This window comes from Bradymonas sediminis, assembly GCF_003258315.1.
Taxonomy (GTDB): Bacteria; Myxococcota_A; Bradymonadia; order Bradymonadales; family Bradymonadaceae; genus Bradymonas; species Bradymonas sediminis.
Window position 1 is genome coordinate 4,083,640 of record NZ_CP030032.1, and the last position, 18,718, is coordinate 4,102,357.

An 18,718-nucleotide genomic window follows, 5' to 3' on the forward strand; every position below is an offset into this window, starting at 1 on the left:
CCCCGTGGTCACCTGGACCCTATCGGTGGACCGGCGCAAAGCCCAACGCGCCGCCATCATCGCCGAATTGGACGCCCTCGCCGAGGGCGTCCAAGACCTCACGATCGAGGTCTTCGCCGAAGACCATTATTGGAACGCCGCCGACCACGGGGCGTTCCGCGATTTTGTGCCTTTCGCCACCCTGAGCCACCCCCACGCGGAAGGCCTCGAATACGTCGCCGAAGCGCTCCTTGAGAGCTTCGGTTGGCTGGTCGACTTCCGCCCCCCCGAAGTCACCGAGGACTAATCCGTGGAATTCGAGAATTACGAACAACGCCCCAGCGCGATCATTCGCTGCGAGGGCGATTCGCTTCGCGCCTTCGTCGGTGACACCCTGCCGGGCATCGGCGAATCCCTGGAGATCCGCTCCGAAGCGGGCGACTCGGTCTTCGCCGTGGTGCGCCGCCACGTCGGCGGGCGCGAGGTCGACGCGCTGCTGCTCGACCCGCCCGCCTGGGTCCAACCCGGGTGCGCGGTTCACGCCACCGGCAAAGACGCGCATATGCCGTTGCCCAGCGCAGGCGTCACGCAATTAAAAGACCTGGCGTTCTCGGCCGGCGCCGAAGATGCCACCGACACCTTCGCCTTCCGCGCGCGCGAGTTGGCCTTCGCCGAATTAAACGGCGCACGCCCCGCCCTCTCCACCGGCTTTGGCCCGGTCGACACCCTCGCCCCGGTCGCCGCCGCCGGCGTCAACCTGGTGCTCGACGCATCGCCCAACGCCGACGCGTTCAACACCCTCTGCGCCCGCATCGCCGCCGCCGGCGACTTCGACGCGAAGCTGCGCCTGAGCAATGATGGCAGCCCGGCCGACTGGGTCACCCACCAATTGGAGCTTGAGCCGAACCCCGCGCGCCAACTGACCGGCGTGCGCGTCCTCACCAACTGGGCCGCCCGCCTGCGCGACCAGGGCCAGAACCTGCTGGTCTGCGCCGAGCTTCCGCCGCTGTCGACGCCCGGGTTCACCAGCCCCGAGGACGCCGCCCAGGGCACTTCCATCGGCGAGGTCATCGACCTGCTGGGCACCGCCCTGAGCTCGACCCACACCGCCACGGTCACCACCCTGCTGCGCCTGCCGCTGTTCGACAGCGCCGCCGGCATCGACGCCATCATCGAGACGATGTCGCTGGGCGACGTCGACGCCCAGATATTTGTCGACGCCGACACCCGCTTCGTCCCCACCCGCTCAACCTCGCGCGCCCAGCTCGACGCCGACGCCCAGAGCCAGCAACAACAGCTGCTCTCGCTGCTCAACCGCGCCGCCAACGCCCGCGACAAAGCCGCCCTCCTGGGCGAATTCGGCGTCACCGACGCCGAGCTGCAGGCCATCGCCGACGCCGATCAATTAAACGTCTCGCTGCTCGACTAACCGGCCCCCAACCCAACGCCCCCCGCCAACCCAACGCCCCCGAGAAAGCATCAGTAGATCTTCCCCTCTGGGGAAGATGTCGCGAAGCGACAGAAGGGGGGCCGCGCACCTGCAAAACGCCCGACAAAAAACAACCCACAAAAAAACACCCCCGATGGAATCTCCATCGGGGGTGTTTTCTCAGGCTAAAAGCCCATGCCTCACGGCATCAACCTTAGTTATAAAGCTCTTCGAGCATCTTGCCGTAGCTCTGCAGCACGATGCGGCGTTTGACCTTCAGGCTCGGCGTGAGCATGTCGTTCTCAGGGGTGAACTCCTGGTCGATCAACACGAAGGACTTCGGCAGCTCGTAGCTCTTCATCGAATTGCCGAAGCGCTTGATCTCGTCGGCGTAAAGAGCGCGGACCTTCTCGTTGGTCAGCGCGCCTTCGCGCGGAATGTTATTGTCTTTGAGCCAATCCGACAGCGACTCCTCGTCAACCACGATCAACGCGACGTTATACGGCTTATTGGCGCCGTCGAGCATCATCTGGTTGATGAAGGGGCTGAGCTTGAGCTGCTCTTCGATCGGGCTGGGCACGACGTATTTGCCGTTCTCGAGCTTATACTGCTCTTTGATGCGCCCCAGGATCCACAGGAACCCGTCGTCGTCGATGCGACCCAGGTCGCCGGTGTGGAAGGTGTGGTCGTCGTCGAGGACCTCGGCGGTCGCCTCCGGCAACTTATGATACCCGAGCATGACGTTCGGGCCGTTGACGCAGACCTCGCCGGTGCCGCTGGGGTAGCCGTCGACGTCGCGGATGGTGACCTTCACGCCCGGCAGCGGCAGGCCGACGCTGCCGATCTTGACGTGTCCGGGGATATTCGCCGACACGATCGGCGAGGTCTCGGTGAGGCCGTAGCCCTCATAGACCTGGATATTGAGGTTATCGATGAAGCGCGCAACCTCGGGGCTGAGCGCCGCGCCGCCGCTGACCGCAAATTTAAGCCGGCCGCCAAAGCGCGCGCGCACCTTGCTAAAGACCAGGTTGTCGAGCACATCGCCCTTCACCTTGGTCATGAAGCCGACCTTGCCGCTCTTCTCGCGCTGCTCGCGCGCGCTCACGGCGTTGTTGATCGCCATGTCGAAGAGCACCTTCTTGATGCCACCTTCCTGCTCCATCTTCTTCTGCACCCCGTCATAGATGCGGTTGAAGATGCGCGGCACGCTCATAAGAATCGTCGGGCGCACCTCGGCGAGGTTGGCGATAATCGTGGAGACGTTCTCGGCCAGGCCCATGGAGGCGCCGCGCGACATCAGCATATGCAGCTCGACGGTCTGCCCGAAGCTGTGCGCCCAGGGCAAAAACGACAGGCTCACTTCGCTCTGGTCGATCGGGAAGACCTCCGCCACGCCCTGCACGTTCGACGTCAGGTTCTTGTGGCTAAGACGCACGCCCTTGGGGTTGCCGGTCGTCCCCGAGGTATAGATAAACGTCGCGATATCGTCGGGCTTCGGGTGGGTGCTCGGCGTCGGATTCGCCGCGCCGTCGACCAGAACGTTCTGGAAATAATCGGGGTGCTGGGTGTCGCCCTCGAAGAAGATGATCGACGTCACCGTCTCGATGGCCAGCTCTTTGACCTGCTCGTAGATCTTCTCGTTGGCGACCATGACGACCTTGGCGTCACTGTCGTCGAGGATAAACTTCCAATCCTTGGGCATCTGGACCGTGTACATCGGGCAGAACGCGGCGCCGAGACCATAGGTCGCATACGCGCTCACCGCCCACTCGACCGAGTTGTCGGCGATGATCGCGACCGTGTCCCCTTTCTCCACCCCACGCACCGCGAGCGCGCCGCGACACGCGTCAACCTTCTGACCGAACTCTTGATAGGAAGTCCATTTATAGCTTCCCCCTTTCTTTACGCCGAAGAGAGGATTATTCGGATGTTTCTCGATCGTTTGCTCAAAAAGGTCGACAAGAGTTTCAAAACCAGACATTTCTATGCTCCGTATTCAGGTCAGAGTATGGACAGACAGTTATTGATCGCGCCTCGATAAGTTGTCGAATCAACGACACCCTACCTATTTTTAGGTTATACAAACGCCTGCAGCCTATTACGGAAACCCCATGAGACGCAAGACAACTCGCCAAATTGCCCCTAAAACACTGCCTTTGGCGCAATTGATTAAGACCGCGAGCGCACAAGGCCAAACGCCGGCCGCCCCGCAGCGCACCGCGGGGCGCCTGCGCCAGCGCTCGGGCGTCTGGCACCTGGAGAGCGCCGGCCACAGTATCCGGCTCATAGCCGATGGCGCCGATGCCGCCGCAAGGCTCACGCATGGCGCGCTCGTGGAGGTCTTGGGAACGCTCGACGCGGCCCATGACGCCGACGGGAAATCCCCAGCGTTCACGGTCGAGTCCCTGGGAATCGTGCACCTTCCCCTGACCCAGGAACCCGCGCTCAGCGCCCAGCGTCAGCGCTCACTCGCCGAGGCCGTGCAGCTTCGCGCGCATGCCAATCGCCGCATCCGCGCGTTCTTTGACGCCCGCGACTTCGTCGAAGTTGAGACCCCCAATTGGGTCGAGGCGGCCGGCACCGACGTCCACCTCTCGCCGGTCAACGCGTCCTTCCAGGACCCGCACCGCCCCGCCGAAGAGGCCATCCGCGGCGACCTGCACACCTCGCCAGAGTTCTCGATGAAGCGCCTGTTGGCAGGCGGCCTGGAGCGCATCTGGCAGATGAGCAAGGTGTGGCGAAACGGCGAAATCACCCCGCTGCATAACCCCGAGTTTACGCTGCTCGAGTGGTACCGCGCCTGGGAAGACCTCGACGCCATCATCCAGGACGTCGAGGACTTAAGCCGCGCGCTCATCGGTGAGGTCGCGCGCATCGGCGAGCGCGAGATTTCGCTGGAAGCACCATTTTTGAGGATGACGATGCAGGAGGTCATCGAGGCGGCGTGTGGCTTCGACATCCTCGAGGCGACCGACTTCGACGCGCTGCTCGCGGTATGCGCCGAGCGTGAGCTGCTCTCCGAGCATTCCCTCAATCGCGCGCGTCAAACCCGACGCTGGGATGAGCTCTTTTTCGAACTTCAGATCGGCTATATCGATCCCTTTTTGGACGCGCAGGGCCCGGTCTTTGTGACCGAATGGCCGACCCCGCTGGCAGTGCTCGCGCGCACCAAACCCGAAGACCCGCGCGTCGCCCAGCGCTTCGAGCTTTATATCGGCGGGGTCGAGCTGGCCAACGGCTTCCAGGAGCTCACCGACCCCAAAGAGCAGCGCGCGCGTTTTGAGGCCGACCTCGCCACGCGCCAGGCCGCCGGCCTGCCCCTGCCGGCGATGCCCGAGCGCTTCCTCGAATCCCTCGAATGGGGCTTGCCGCCGTCGAGCGGCGTCGCCGTCGGTGTCGACCGCTATCTGATGCTCAAAAGCGGCGCCCAGAACATAAAAGAGGTCGCGCCCTTTGCGATGGGGCGCGACCTCGAAACCGGCAAGGCGCAGTGGAGCTAAGCGCTCGTCTTAGCGCGCGCTCACGAACTGCTGGAGCATCTGCCCAAGCGCTGGCTGGTCGTGGAAGCCCTCGAAGGCGCTGGCGCCCGGGCCAAAGGCGAAGAGCGGCACGAAATTCGCCGAGGTCGGCGCGTTGAGCGCCCCCTTGGCGCGCTCCACGCCCACCTGGGCGACCCAGCCATATTGAAGCGAGAAATGCAGCGGCGCGAACTCACCTTGCAGCCGCGCGCGCAGCGCCTCATCGCCCTCACAGGCGACCGTGTCGGCGTTCGCCACCGTCACCGCCTCGACCGGCTGGCACGCCGGGCCGAGCGCCTCGGGCGCCGCCGCGATCTTCTCCAACTCGAAGGTCCCGCCGAAGTCGACCAGCGCCGCGCCCTGGCAATCATTATGCCCATAATGGTGGTCGATCACCGAGGTGCTATAATCGCGGTCGCCCGTCACGAGCACCAGCGTCTCGCCGTCGGCCCGCGCAAACTCGACCGCCGCGCGCACGGCCCCATCAAAATCAACCACCGCGTCGACCAGACCACGGTCGCGCTTAAGTCCGCGCTGGGCCGCGTCGATCTGCGCGCCCTCGACCATCAAAAAGAAGCCCTTATTTTTATCGGATTTTGACGCGTCCTGCGCCTGGCGCGCGAGGTTCTCCAGCGCGCGTGCGGTCATCTCAGGCAAATTCGAAAACGCCGCATCTTCGCCCGTATAAACGAGGTCAACGCCATCTGATCCCTCGACACGCTCCGCCATCTCGCTCAACGCATGCGCGATATTTGGGGTCTCGGAGAAGTTTGGCGTATGCGCATAAAACGCCGCCGACGTCGCGCCTGTGATGGCCCCGCTGGTGACCAAACCGGTCATCATGCCAGCTTGCTCGGAGCGCTCCAATAGCGTCGGCAGGCTCTTCCAGGCGTCGCCCTGGCCGACCCCACCAAGCGCCCCGGCGTGGGTGCGCTGCCCCGTGGCGAGCGCGGTCGCCGCGGCCGCGGCGTCGTTGGCCAGGCGGTCCGCGCCGTGCGTCGCGACCAGCCCCTGAACCGGCATCTCCATCATCGCAAGCGATCCTTTTGCGTAATACCCGGCCGTCACGGCGCCCACGCCCATGCCACCTCCAACCATCAGGATGACATTGGTCGGGGTCTTTTCGGCGGTCTCTTCGACCTGTTTCGCGTCTTCGTCGCTCGCATAAACCGGCACCGTCTCGGCGTCGACCAGGGCCATCAGTCGCGCGCCGAGCACCGCGTTATCGCGACTCGCCGCGATGGACTGCGCGCCAGGCCCGTGCGCGTAAACCGCGACCATCGCCGCGGTATGCGCCGCGCTAAATCGGCCCTTCCACGCACAAACCCCACGGCTCGCCAGCGACAGATGCCCGAAGGACAGGCGCATCTCGGAATCCTCCACCTGCGAGAGCGCGCCAAGCCCCGCGAAGTCCGGCGTCCCCTCGCCATATTCCCCAATCCCCACGGCCGGAAGATGCTCCGGCGACGGGTATTTCGCCTCGACTTCGGCCGCGCGCCCGACCTCGGCCTTCGCCGCGTCGGCGCCGCCGGCCGCGGCGAGCAGGGGCTTGACCTGCGAAGAATCCAGGACCGAGAAACCGCCGGTCTCGTGGTCACTGGTCACCACGACAAGCGTGTCATCGCGCCCGGCGGCATAGTCGAGCGCCGCCTGCACCGTCTCATCGAACTCCAACATCTCTTTGACCACGCCTTCGCCGTCCAGGCTATGCGCGCGCCAGTCGACCTGGGAGCCCTCGACCATCAAGAAGAAGCCCACCTCATTGTCGCGGTCGAGCACCTCGATGGCCGACTGCATCATCTCGGTGAGCCCCGCCTGACGCTCGGGATTTCCTGCCTCCTTAAAGTCCGACGGGTCCAAAAGCGCGACCATCTGCCGGGCCGAAGGCGTCGCCTCCTTCATCGCGCCGAGCGTATCTGCGACCGCGTAGCCCTTCTCTTTAAACGCCGCCATCAGGTCTTTGCCGTCTTTTCGCTTGTCGAAAAAACGCCGCCCACCGCCGATCACCACGTCCACGCCCGAGGCCAGCATATCTGCGGCCAGGTCGTCATATTGGCGTCGATTCACCCGGTGCCCGGCGAACGCCCCGGGGGTCGCGTGGGTCACGCGCACCGTCGCCACCAGACCGGTCTTCCACCCGGCGGCGTGGGCCTTCTCGAGCATCGTCGGGGTCTGATGCGCCGGGTCGGTCTCCTGCTCAACCGTCGTGCCGGGCTTGACCGACATCCCCTCAAAATGAGTCTTTCGCCCGGCCGCCAGAGCGGTGGCCGACGCCGCCGAATCGGTGGTCACAAAATCATAGGAATGTGTCGTCACCAGCCCCATGCGCTCCATGCCCAACATGCTCAGCGGCGCGCCCTTGGCGTAGGTCGCGGCGCTCGCCGCCGACACTCCCATGCCGTCGGCGATCAGATAAATAATGCGCTTGGGGGCGGCCTCGGTCTTCGCCTCGACCGACGCTTCTTGCGCCTTTGCCGGGGTTTGCTGCCCGTCCGGCTCAACCGTCGTCTTGGGGTGCGAGCAACTCGACACCATCACGAGACCAAGCAATAGCAAAAATAAAGCCGCCTTCCCTTTTATCATTCTCATCGCATTCACCCGAGCCATTGGCGCAATATTACCGAGGTTCAACTTCTCGATGCCCCGCTTATCATTTGCCACCGTAATTCAAAACCTTCTAGGTATGGCGAGCACTCACTTTTGCCAGTGCTTGAAGCGCTGGCTCCGATGTTTTGACCTCCCACACTCCGGAGCCAGACCTTCTAGGTCTGGTTATCACTTATTTTTGCCAGTGCTTGAAGCGCTGGCTCCGGTGTTTTGACCTCCCACACTCCGGAGCCAGACCTTCTAGGTCTGGTTATCACTTATTTTTGCCAGAGCTTGAAGCGCTGGCTCCGATGTTTTGACCTCCCACACTCCGGAGCCAGACCTTCTAGGTCTGGTTATCACTTATTTTTGCCAGTGCTTGAAGCGCTGGCTCCGGTGTTTTGACCTCCCACACTCCGGAGCCAGACCTTCTAGGTCTGGTTATCACTTATTTTTGCCAGAGCTTGAAGCGCTGGCTCCGATGTTTTGACCTCCCACACTCCGGAGCCAGACCTTCTAGGTCTGGTTATCACTTATTTTTGCCAGTGCTTGAAGCGCTGGCTCCGATGTTTTGACCTCCCACACTCCGGAGCCAGACCTTCTAGGTCTGGCTAGCACTCACTTTTGCCAGTGCTTGAAGCGCTGGCTCCGGCCTAGGTCTGGTTATCACTTATTTTTGCCAGTGCTTGAAGCGCTGGCTCCGGCCTAGGTCTCGTTTTGCCAGTGCTTGAAGCGCTGGCTCCGGCGTTTTGACCGGCTCCGGACAAATGCTCACGCATCCTTCTTCTTGCGCACATACAACACCTTCTCCACCTCGGCCACCACATCGCCCGCCTCGTCGATGACCTCGACCATGAAGACCGGCTCGACCTTATATTGCTCGGCAGCCTGCGCGCGAATCTCGTCGATCCGCTCCTGGGTCAGCGTGAACACCGCGCGCACTTTACCGCGCCCGGGCTTGCGAAAATGCACGGTCGCCGCCTTATCCCATACGATATAATCCGGCCCCAGATTCTGCATGATCATCAGCATATAAAAGGGGTCGGTCATCGCATAAAGCGAGCCGCCAAAGTGGGTGCCCACGAAATTCTGGTTATAAATCGTCAGGTCCATCGCCACGACCATGCGCCGGTAATCCGGCGAGGCCTCCTCGATGCGAATCCCGGCGCCCACGAAGGGGGCGTAGAAATTCATCAATTGCTTGATATTGCCGACCAGGAGGGTGCGCCAGGTCCGGGTAAGCTGGCGTTTTGCGGATTTTAGACTCTTCTTCAACATCTTCGAGGACCGTTCAGATAGAAAACGCCGATGCGCAAGTTCGAAGACTCGCGCATCGGCCGATTTACAGGGTAAATGTAGAGCTCAATCGTCGAGGTGCGGCACCCGCACGTCATGCTCCCGCGCGAAGTCCTGCGCCTTGGCGTAGCCGGCGTCCGCGTGGCGGATAATCCCCATGCCCGGGTCGCCGGTGAGGACGCGCTCCAGGCGAGCGTGGGCGGCGTCGGTGCCGTCGGCGACGATGACCTGGCCGGCGTGCAGGCTATAACCCATCCCGACGCCGCCGCCGTGGTGAAAGCTCACCCAGGTCGCCCCGCTGGCCACGTTCAACAGCGCGTTGAGGATCGCCCAGTCGGCGACCGCGTCGCTGCCGTCTTTCATCGACTCGGTCTCGCGGTTGGGGCTGGCGACGCTGCCGCAGTCGAGGTGGTCGCGACCGATGACGATCGGCGCCGATAACTCGCCGGAGCGCACCATCTCATTGAACTTCAGCCCGGCCTTCACGCGCTCGCCGTATCCAAGCCAGCAGATACGCGCGGGCAATCCCTCAAAATGCACCTTCTCCTGGGCCATATCGAGCCAGCGCATCAGGTGCGCCTTCTCGGGGAAGAGCTCGCGGATCGCGTCGTCGGTGCGCCGGATATCCTCGGGGTCGCCCGACAGCGCCACCCAGCGAAACGGCCCCTGCCCCTCGCAAAACAGCGGGCGAATATAGGCCGGCACAAAACCCGGGAAATCAAACGCGCGCTCAAACCCCGCGTCATACGCCACCTGGCGAATATTATTGCCATAATCAAAGACCACCGCGCCCTTGTCCTGGAAGGCGACCATCGTCTCGACATGCAATGAGATGCTGTCGCGCGCGGCGCTCAAATACCCGTCGGGGTCCTCGGCGCGCCAGGTCTTGGCGTCCTCCAGCGAAGTACCGGCCGGGATATACCCGTTGAGCGGGTCATGGGCCGAGGTCTGGTCGGTGACGATATCCGGGACGACGCCGCGGGCGAGCAGCTCGGGCAGCACCTCGGCGGCGTTCGCCACCAGGCCGACGCTCAACGCCTCGCCGGCCTCTTTGGCGGCGAGCACCCACTCAAGCGCCTCGTCCAGGTCGTGGGTGATGCGGTCGCAATAACCCTTGCCGATGCGCCGCTCGATGCGCGAGGCGTCGACATCAATGCCCAAAAACGCCGCGCCATTAAAGGTCGCGGCCAACGGCTGCGCCCCGCCCATGCCACCGAGGCCCGCGGTCAGCACGAAGCGACCCGAAAGGTCGCCGCCGAAATGCTTATTCGCGGCGGCGGCGAAGGTCTCAAACGTCCCCTGCAAGATCCCCTGGGTGCCGATATAGATCCAACTGCCGGCCGTCATCTGGCCGTACATCATCAGGCCCTTCTTCTCCAATTCGCCAAAATGTTCCCAATTGGCCCATTTGCCGACCAGGTTGGAGTTGGCTAGCAGCACGCGCGGGGCGTTTTCGTGGGTCTTAAAGACGCCAACGGCTTTGCCCGATTGCACCAGGAGCGTCTCGTCATCTTCGAGCTGCTCAAGCTCGGCGACGATGCGCTCGAAGCATTCCCAATTGCGCGCGGCCTTACCGGTGCCGCCGTAGACCACCAGGTTGTCGGGGTCCTCGGCGACCTCCGGGTCCAGATTATTCATAAGCATGCGCAGCGCGGCCTCCTGCGTCCACCCTTTGCAACGCAGCGTCTTTCCTCTCGGGGCTCGAATTTCGCGGGTCATGCTTATGCTCTCGTTTTGGATTGAAATGAAATGCTCTCAAAAGGGGCTACGGCTTCTGGGACTATTCGTCCCAGAAGGTATATTCCATATTGACGTTGATGGTGCCCAGGGCGTCCTCGGACTCGGCCTTGGGGTATTTGGCTTTTTTGAGCGCGCTCTGCGCACACGCGACGATCTTCTTGTCGTTGATGCCCGAGTGCACGGTCTCAACGCCCTTGAGCTTGCCGTCATGGTCGACGCTGACCTTGAGGATCAACCGGCCGATGCCGGCAAATTGGCTGCTCTTGACCCGCTTGGCGTAGCATTTCGACAGCGCGTCTTGCTGGGCGCGCACGGCGTCGGCGGCCTTGTCATTATCGGCGAAATAATTGGAGTAGACGCTCTCGAATTTGGCCAGCGGTTTGCGCTTATATTTGCGCGTCGAGGCGGAAAATTTTTGCACGTCTTCGCCCTGCGCATCCATGACGAAGATCGACTTATTGGTGAGCACGACGATCTCGTTTTTGCCATCCAGGTCGAGGTCTTTGACCAGCGCGCTCACGGCTTTGCCGTCGAGCTTGACGCTCTTAACGGGTTTATCAGAGGCCTTCGAGCCGATCAGTAAATTATTGCCGTCGACGTTCAACACCTGGTCGGCGTTGCCGTCCAGGTTAAGGTCGACGCCCTCTTCGCCGCTGAGCAATTTCGGGTCGACGGGCTCAAGCGCGCCGTCCACCGCGCCGCCCGCCTCAATCTCGGGCGAGTCGACCGACGCCACCAGCACCTTGCCGCTGGAGTCGACGCGCACCCAGGACTTCGACCCGGCGAATTTACACTCAAAATCCGGCTTGAGATCACCGCTATGATCGCCGACACGGCAGTCCTCGATGCGCTTACCTGCGTTCAATTCCCAGGCGAATTGCCCGTCATAGGTATAGACCTTGAGGGTTTTTCCGTCGTTGCAGGCGATGTCGAGGTTATTGCTGGAGATAAAACTCCCCAGCATCGTCTGCTTGCATCCCTTCTCGAGCTGCCACATCGGGTTGGATTTGGAGTCGAGAAAGAAGACCGGTTTGCCCGCGCCAACCAGCTCAACGCGACCGTTTTTATTGAGATCGACCGCGTAGAGCGAATCGAAGCCCTCGCCGATATTACTGGCCTTCCACGAATAGGCGCGCGTGGGCTTTTTGTCTTTGGAGAGAAAGATAACGCCGTTTGAAGTCCGCACTAAAACCGGCACCTCAGCGTCGGGCCAATCATAGATACCCGGGTTCGCGACGGCCTGCCCGGCGGTCGCGGTGACGAAAAAAAGAGCCGAGAAAATAAGCAAAAAGCGTGTAGAATTCTTCATCGTTTCAACTCCCGAATAATTGCGCCACAGCGAAGACTCACTCAGCGCGTGGTCTGTGTCGGGGCGTATTTTAGGATAGATGCGCGCCTAAAACCAACCCTCGACTTGCACCCCATGAGGTAGCGATTCCGCGCCCGAGCGTCAACACAAGCCCTGCCTCAAAGCCCGCGCTCGCGCCCCCGCCCGCGGCGTGACCCCCGGGCATCCGCGTCGACATTCAGCATCGAGGACCGCCCAGCGCGCGGCCATCTCATCGTTACTGCTCCCACGACCCCGATGTAGCTATGCTCGAATTAATCCGCCCCACCGCATCGCTAAAGCAGAGTTATCTCGAAGCGCTCGCCGAGTTTCACGCGGAGCGCCGTTTTCTATACCACCGTCTCGACGTGCTACAGCGCAATTTCGATGCGCACGTCCAGGCCGAATGCGCGCTGATTCATTGGGAAAATATCGCGCTCTTTCGCGTGCCGGAGACCATCTATTGGCTCGCGGATGACGACACCTTCGTGGGACGATTCGAGCTGCGCCATCGCCTGGACAACCTGGCCGATGATATCGGCGGGCATATCGGCTACTCGATCCGCCCGGGCCGCCGGCGCCAGGGTTACGGGGCGGCGATCCTGAAATTAGGGCTCGAAAAGGCCGCCCAGCGCGGGCTCTCGCGCGTGCTGCTGACCTGCGATCCTGACAATACCGCCTCGCGAAAGATCATCGAGAAGAACGGCGGGCTCTTCGAGAAACGCATCGAACGCATGATCGACGGCGTCCTCTATTGCAAACTTCGCTATTGGATCGAGGTCCCCATCGCCCACCCGGCCGGACTGGCGAATATGGGGGCTGAACGCAAAACGGGCCATCAACCCGGAATTTGAGGTCGATGGCCCGTCTTTGCTTTTGCAATTCCCTGCGGCGAAGACTCACCTCAGCTCACTGCTTTGCCAAACTCAGCGGCGATTGCCGCCGCGGCGCTTTGCGCCCTCGCCCGATTTCTTTGCGGGCGTGGTGCTCTTGCGACGCGAGGAATTTCTGCCCCGAGAATTTCCGCCGGACTTGCCGCGCGATTTATTTCTCGAGTTACGGCCACGCGAATTATTTCCGCGACGGCCACCACCTTTGCTGCTCTTTTTGCGGTCATTACGACTCGCCATCGCGGCTGGGGAGTGAAACTCGTGCTCCTCATCCGGCGGGATCGCCTGAGCGATGGTCTTCTCGATCGAGCGCAATTTATGCCCTTCCGAGGTATCGCAGAACGAGATGGCCACGCCACTTCGTCCGGCGCGACCGGTTCGACCGATGCGATGGACGTAGCTCTCGGCTTCGTCCGGCAGGTCGTAGTTGAACACGTGCGTGACGTCATCCACGTCGATGCCGCGCGAGGCGACGTCGGTCGCCACCAGGATATCGTAGGAGCCCTTGCGGAATCCGTTGAGCGCGCGGCGGCGAGCGGCCTGCGATTTGTTGCCATGAATGGCGGTCGCGGGGAAGCCGGCCTTCTCCAGGCGCTCGGTCAGACGGTTTGCGCCGTGCTTGGTGCGCGTGAAGATGATCGAGCGCGACACGTCCGGCGCCTTAAGCAGGTGCACCATCAGGTTCGCCTTGTCGGCCTTCGTCACGAACATCAAGCGCTGCTCAATGGCGTCGAGCGTCGGGGTTTCCGGCGCGACTTCGACGGTCACGGGGTTGCGCAACATCTGGTTGGCAAGCTGGACGATGCTCGAGGGCAAGGTCGCCGAGAAGAGCAGGTTCTGGCGCTTCTTGGGCAGCTTATTGATGATCTTGCGGATATCGTTGATGAAACCCATGTCGAGCATACGATCGGCTTCATCTAGGATGAAGAACTCGATGGCGTTCAGATCGATAAAACCACGGCTCATCAGGTCGAGGAATCGACCCGGCGTTGCCACGATAATATCGACGCCCTTTTTAAGGTCGCGAATCTGCGGGCGCTCGCTGACACCACCGTAAATCACGGTGCTGCGCAGCGAGAGGAATTTCCCGTAGGTCTCGATGCTCGAGCAAATCTGAGCCGCCAACTCACGCGTCGGCGACAAGATCAGTCCACGGGGCACACGTCGGCCCTTCGTGTTCTGGCTCTCGCTCAGAATATGAAGCATGGGGAGTGAAAAGGCGGCCGTTTTACCGGTGCCTGTCTGGGCGCAACCGAGCAGATCTCTACCTTCCAAAATCGAAGGAATGGCTTGAGCTTGAATTTCCGACGGTGATTCGTAATTTTCAGCGGCTATCGCGCGCTGGAGCGGCTCAATAAGATCGAGCTCTTGAAAATTTTCCAAAATGTACCGGGTGCTGGGAGCCCCCGTCACTCGGGCGCTCAAAAGATGGCGCTTGCTATCACGGTGTTGCGCGCATGTCTAATGCTACCAGCATGCAAGGCGAACAACGGAAACAAAAGACACCAAACGCACCTGGCGGGATAAAACCGTATGGGGTCGGTGTCGGGTCGCGGGCCATTAAACAACGAAACCGGCGAGCTATTCCCCGACTTTGAAATAAATTCGCCCAGAGGCGAAATCATTTCGCGCGCCTTCTATTGGGCCGCCACTGGACCGGCGCCGCTTGCTTGCCATCGTTTTCCTACCTTCCTACCAGCGCTGGGTATTTCGAATCGTATCTCCGGGCGACAAGCTCTCGGGCTCCCCGCAGTTAGCCCAGAGCAAAACCAACCCGTAACCCGTTGATTTATCGAGAGAACCTACCAGCCACCGGTATCCTCAATCGAATTAAAATCAGGTATCTTCGGCTCGACTTTCGGCGGCACCTCGAGTTGAGCGCGCTCCCCGCCTGTGCGCACGTCCAGGTAGAGCTTGCGCGTCCAATCCGGCCATCCAGCGACATCGATATGCAGCTCGACAAACCAGGAGAGTTCATTGTCCTGGGCATAAAATGAGGGCGCGCCCGCCTCAGGTATCGCGAGCAACCCTTCGACATCTATTCGCCCGGGGGTCTCCGAGTTGCGACTCATCTGAATCGGCGCGCTGTATACATTGTGGCGATAGGTCCGCTCATTCGTCCCGCTGCCCGAGACGACCTCCTCGCGACAAAAAAGCGTCGCGTTGAATTGATGTTGACCTTTTGCCCCGTTGACCCGAACCCGAAGCGGCACCGTTTCGCCCGTGTGTATCGGCCGCTCGGGCCAATCGACCTCGACCTTGCCCAACCGCACGCTCGCCATTTTATTGCGCAGCGTCGCGAAGGCCATCAGCAGCGACACCAGTACGAAAACGACGCCCATAAAGACGAGCACGATCCCGGTGAGGATGCCGTCGCCGGTCGCGCCCTGGTAGACGAGAAAACACCCCGTCGCCAAAAACAGCCCTGCGAAGGCCAGAAACCCGCCCGACACCCCGCCGTCGTGGTCCTGGCGCAGTTTATCCAGCCTCTCAACGGCCCATGGTTGTGGCTCAGTCAGCGTCGACGCCCCCTCGATGACCACAAAATCCTGCTCGCATTTCGGGTCGATCGCCCAGGGGATATCTGCCCGCGCGAGCAAAAACCAATCCACGTTCAAAAAATGCCCGTGATAGCTTAATGGGCCGGCCGGCAGCGCGAGCTCAAACGGGTAGGTCACCCGCTCCCCGGCCTCCCAATTGCCGCTAAATAATTCGACAGAGGCCACCTCATTGGCGACGCGATTGCCGCGCCCGTGCGTATGCCAGCCCATGACCAGGCTCAGCGCCTTGCACTTGCAGGCGTCGCTCACCTCGACGGTGACCACCCCGCGCACCACCCCGCCGGCCGGATGGCCCGCGCCAAAATCATCCAATTCAATCGAGATATCGCACTTCGACATATAATTTCCGTTGCGGTCCTGAATGCTTGCTTCAAATATCGCTGCCCATAAAGACGCCCGAGCCCACGCCTGCGGTTCTACCAGGCGTCGGTATCCTCAAAATTTGAACCGACGAATGCTACATCGCCTACCTGATTCGCGGCGCCGTGCTTTATGTTTGGCCCCTCAAGTTGGGCGATCGCCCCGCCCGGGCGCACGTCGAGGTAGAGCAGACGCGTCCAATCCGGCCACTTCGCCACGTCAATATGCAACACGACATACCAGGATAACTCATTGTCGCGCGCATAAAAGCAAGGCGGCGCCGACTTGGGCAACTCAATCACCCCCTCGGCGCGCAATTGCTCAGGGCCATCTAAGTGCCGCTCTAATTTAATCGGGACACTGAACACATTATGGTAAGAGGCTATCTCATTGGTGCCCGACCCGGAGACCACCGTCTCCTGGCAGATCAGCGTCGCCACAATATCGTTGAGATTGTCGGTGGCGCTCATATAAAGCCTCAGCGGCACCGCCTCGCCAGGGCGCACAGGGTGCTCGGGCCAGTCGATGCGCACCTCACCAAGCTTCATCGAGGCGACTCTGTTTCGCAGCGCGCCAAAGAACATGAATACCCCTCCGACGCAGAACAGAAGGCCCAGAATCACCGTGGTTATTTCGACCCCCTCATCGCCGCCAAAGAGGCCGAAAACCAAAAACAGGGGCCCCATGAGCAAGAAAGGGACGGAGGCCATTAATAGCCCGTACGAGGTTTCTCCCTCGTTGCCGTCGCGTTTTTCCGCGACCCCAGCGAGCCCATCAAAATTGTCGAGGTAACCCTGCTCGTCCGTCTCTGGGCCGGCGACCAGCAGAATATCCTGGTCGCATTTCGGGTCGAGCGCCCACGGGATATCGGCCCGCGCCCTCAGTCCCCAATCGACGTTAAAATAATACCCTTCGTAGCTCAGCGGCCCATTGGGCAACCGCATCTCAAAGGGATAGGAGACCCGCTGTCCCGCCCGCCACTCGCCGGTAAATAGATTAATGGTCTGGACGGTGTCAGCGCGGCGATTGCCTCGCCCATGAGTGAACCAACCCAAGGCGACCGTCAGCGCGTTGCATTTACAATCCGCGTCGACGTCGACCACAACCACCCCGCGCACCACCCCGCCGGCATGACAGCGCACCGAGCCCGGCTCCAACTCAATCGAGATATCGCACTTCGACATCGCACACTCCGCTAAGCCCCTGAAATACTTCGTAAAGATGTCGCTCGATGGCGCGTATATTGTCGCCGTGACGCGCGATGAGTTCCTCGATGACCGGCCCCGGCACACAGGGAACAGGGCCGGCTGAGCGGCGCGACCACTCAATGCGCCGCCGGATAATCCCGTCCACAAGCTCCACGCTGACCCCGCCGACCGCGACCGACTCATAGGCAAGCCCGGCGCGCTCGAAATCCGCGGCGAGGCTCTCGTGGGTCGCCACGGCAAAGGAGCATTGAGGCGTGAGAAAACGACGGCGTTGGCCCCTGCTTAAAAATTGCGCTTCATCCAAAAAGAGCAGCCCCACCTCGGGCGATGGCCACTTCGCCGGCAACTTCCCTCCGGACCTCTGTTGGCCGGGCCACAGCTTCGCGAAGAGCCCGCTCGGCGGCAGCTCCTCGACCCGCAAAAACGGCGCGCCCTCAAAATGATCCCATAAATAACGCAGGCGCGTGCTCTTGCCTCGCCCGCAATCGCCCACGAACTCCACCGCAAAGCCCGGCTTGGCCAGGCGCGGCACAAAGCGCTCGATATCGAGCACGGCGAGCCCACCGCGCTCCTCAGCCGGCACCTCTCCAAAGGGGTTCCAGCGCAGGTTAAGATGCTCAAATGGGAGGCGGATATTTTGCATAGATCACGATAAATAGAACGCAGAAAGCCCATATATATGGGCGCAAAAGCTCACTTAGGCTCTCTTTATTGGGGAGGCTCCGCGCCCTCCTCGCCCTCCAATAAAACAATCCCCATCGCAGTCCCGCCCATCACCGCGATCGGCATGCATAAGAAGTTAAGAAATGGGACCAGCAGCAAAAAATTCGTGCCCAGCCCGAACGCCCCCGCGAACCAGATATGCTCGCGAATCAGCCCAAATTTGCGCTTCACCGGCGTGTTGCGCCGCGTCAAGAGCGGGTCGCAATACTCAAGCCCCACAAAATAGGCGCTGAGCATCATTCCCAGCGCGCTCGCCGCGATGGTGCCCAACCCGGGGATTAAGTTGAGCATCAGGACCGGAATCAGCAATGAGAAATAGATCAGGACGATGACGATATTCGACCCGAGCGAGCGCAGCGTTTCGACCAGAAAAGACAGCCCGGTGCCTTGAACTTCCTCGGTTCCCAACAGGATCTTCTCGGTCGCCTCGGACAATATATCGTGAAAGGGGCTGGCGAGGATGCCGCCGAGCATCAGGACGATGACATAGGAAAGGGCGACGCTCACCAAAATCGCGAGGACATAGACGACGTACCAGAGCACAAGGACGACTTGCTCCAGGGCGCCACCGGCCGCCGGTTTTGCCCACAACCACTCGACCCCTTGCCCAGCGTATTGGACCAGAAAATAAATGCTCACCGCGAACAGCGCCATATTAATGAGCACCGGAATAATAAGCAGCGGCACGAGCTTCAGGTTGGCCAGGAGCAAGCGAAGGGCATGGAGCGGCAGCAAGCCACCGGCGATGGCCTGCGCGCGGGGCGACCCGTCGCGCGCAATCCTCAAACGTTTAAGCAACGCATGCTCGCCGGGCGCACTCGAGCCTTCGCCCGCTGGCGAAACGAGCGCCGCCTCGCCCAGCGCCTCGCCGATCGGCGGCATCCTCACATCGACGTCAACCTGTTTGTCACTCTCTTGGTTTGCCATATAGTAGGCGCTCTTCTTGCTCAATATTAATGGGGAAGCCAGCGATTTATCGGGCGAAAACGGACTAATCGACGGCTTCGGGTTGTTCCCAGCCGCGGGTATGCTCTACAACCTGTGCTAGACTCACTACCCAATATCCGCTCCGCACGGCCAAACCCAGCCTCTATTCTCATT

Annotated in this window: 14 protein-coding genes; 4 read left to right on the top strand and 10 right to left on the bottom strand. The window is 61.4% G+C overall.

Going from position 1 to position 18,718, the window contains the following annotated elements:
* Positions 1–4 precede the first annotated feature (4 nt).
* Positions 5–286 carry a hypothetical protein gene (locus DN745_RS15400; RefSeq protein WP_111336190.1) on the top strand — a complete coding sequence of 94 codons (282 nt, stop codon included), beginning with the start codon at positions 5–7 and terminating at the stop codon, positions 284–286.
* Positions 287–289: 3 nt separating this feature from the next.
* Positions 290–1,408, top strand: coding sequence for a hypothetical protein (locus tag DN745_RS15405; RefSeq protein WP_111336191.1), 1,119 nt, complete (start codon positions 290–292; stop codon positions 1,406–1,408).
* 214 nt (positions 1,409–1,622) lie between these two features.
* Here the strand turns inward: DN745_RS15405 and DN745_RS15410 are convergent, their stop codons facing one another.
* Positions 1,623–3,389: an AMP-dependent synthetase/ligase gene (locus tag DN745_RS15410; RefSeq protein WP_111336193.1), complete on the bottom strand. Its 1,767-nt coding sequence runs from the start codon at positions 3,387–3,389 to the stop codon at positions 1,623–1,625.
* Between the two features lie 130 nt (positions 3,390–3,519).
* Between DN745_RS15410 and epmA the strand changes: the two genes are divergently transcribed.
* Positions 3,520–4,908, top strand: a complete 1,389-nt coding sequence (gene epmA / locus DN745_RS15415) for an EF-P lysine aminoacylase EpmA (protein WP_111336195.1) — start codon at positions 3,520–3,522, stop codon at positions 4,906–4,908.
* Positions 4,909–4,917: 9 nt separating this feature from the next.
* On the opposite strand, the gene DN745_RS15420 is transcribed toward epmA, so the two are convergent.
* The 4 genes from DN745_RS15420 to DN745_RS15435 form a co-directional block, all read right to left on the bottom strand.
* A complete protein-coding gene (locus tag DN745_RS15420; protein ID WP_162687712.1) occupies positions 4,918–7,515 on the bottom strand; it encodes an alkaline phosphatase in 2,598 nt (865 codons plus the stop codon).
* 768 nt (positions 7,516–8,283) lie between these two features.
* Complete coding sequence (locus DN745_RS15425; RefSeq protein ID WP_111336198.1) at positions 8,284–8,790, bottom strand: DUF4442 domain-containing protein; 507 nt, start codon at positions 8,788–8,790, stop codon at positions 8,284–8,286.
* Positions 8,791–8,874: 84 nt separating this feature from the next.
* The gene (hutU, locus tag DN745_RS15430; protein WP_111336199.1) at positions 8,875–10,527 is read right to left on the bottom strand and encodes a urocanate hydratase; all 1,653 of its coding nucleotides are present in this window, start codon (positions 10,525–10,527) and stop codon (positions 8,875–8,877) included.
* Between the two features lie 61 nt (positions 10,528–10,588).
* A complete protein-coding gene (locus DN745_RS15435) occupies positions 10,589–11,857 on the bottom strand; it encodes an AgmX/PglI C-terminal domain-containing protein (protein ID WP_111336201.1) in 1,269 nt (422 codons plus the stop codon).
* A gap of 284 nt (positions 11,858–12,141) precedes the next feature.
* Here DN745_RS15435 and DN745_RS15440 point away from each other — a divergent pair, with 284 nt between their 5' ends.
* On the top strand, positions 12,142–12,729 hold the full coding sequence (locus DN745_RS15440) for a GNAT family N-acetyltransferase (RefSeq protein WP_111336202.1): 588 nt from the start codon (positions 12,142–12,144) through the stop codon (positions 12,727–12,729).
* Between the two features lie 72 nt (positions 12,730–12,801).
* Here the strand turns inward: DN745_RS15440 and DN745_RS15445 are convergent, their stop codons facing one another.
* The 5 genes from DN745_RS15445 to DN745_RS15465 all read right to left on the bottom strand — a co-directional run bounded on the left by DN745_RS15445 (position 12,802) and on the right by DN745_RS15465 (position 18,544).
* Positions 12,802–14,178, bottom strand: a complete 1,377-nt coding sequence (locus tag DN745_RS15445; protein ID WP_239497552.1) for a DEAD/DEAH box helicase — start codon at positions 14,176–14,178, stop codon at positions 12,802–12,804.
* Between the two features lie 389 nt (positions 14,179–14,567).
* Positions 14,568–15,665 carry a vacuolar protein sorting-associated family 26 protein gene (locus DN745_RS15450; RefSeq protein ID WP_111336205.1) on the bottom strand — a complete coding sequence of 366 codons (1,098 nt, stop codon included), beginning with the start codon at positions 15,663–15,665 and terminating at the stop codon, positions 14,568–14,570.
* Positions 15,666–15,742: 77 nt separating this feature from the next.
* The gene (locus DN745_RS15455; RefSeq protein WP_111336207.1) at positions 15,743–16,870 is read right to left on the bottom strand and encodes a hypothetical protein; all 1,128 of its coding nucleotides are present in this window, start codon (positions 16,868–16,870) and stop codon (positions 15,743–15,745) included.
* The gene (locus tag DN745_RS15460) at positions 16,845–17,537 is read right to left on the bottom strand and encodes a hypothetical protein (protein WP_111336208.1); all 693 of its coding nucleotides are present in this window, start codon (positions 17,535–17,537) and stop codon (positions 16,845–16,847) included. The genes DN745_RS15455 and DN745_RS15460 overlap by 26 nt, the downstream gene beginning before the upstream one ends.
* Before the next feature lie 65 nt (positions 17,538–17,602).
* Positions 17,603–18,544: an EI24 domain-containing protein gene (locus DN745_RS15465; RefSeq protein ID WP_133622153.1), complete on the bottom strand. Its 942-nt coding sequence runs from the start codon at positions 18,542–18,544 to the stop codon at positions 17,603–17,605.
* Between the last annotated feature and the right edge of the window lie 174 nt (positions 18,545–18,718).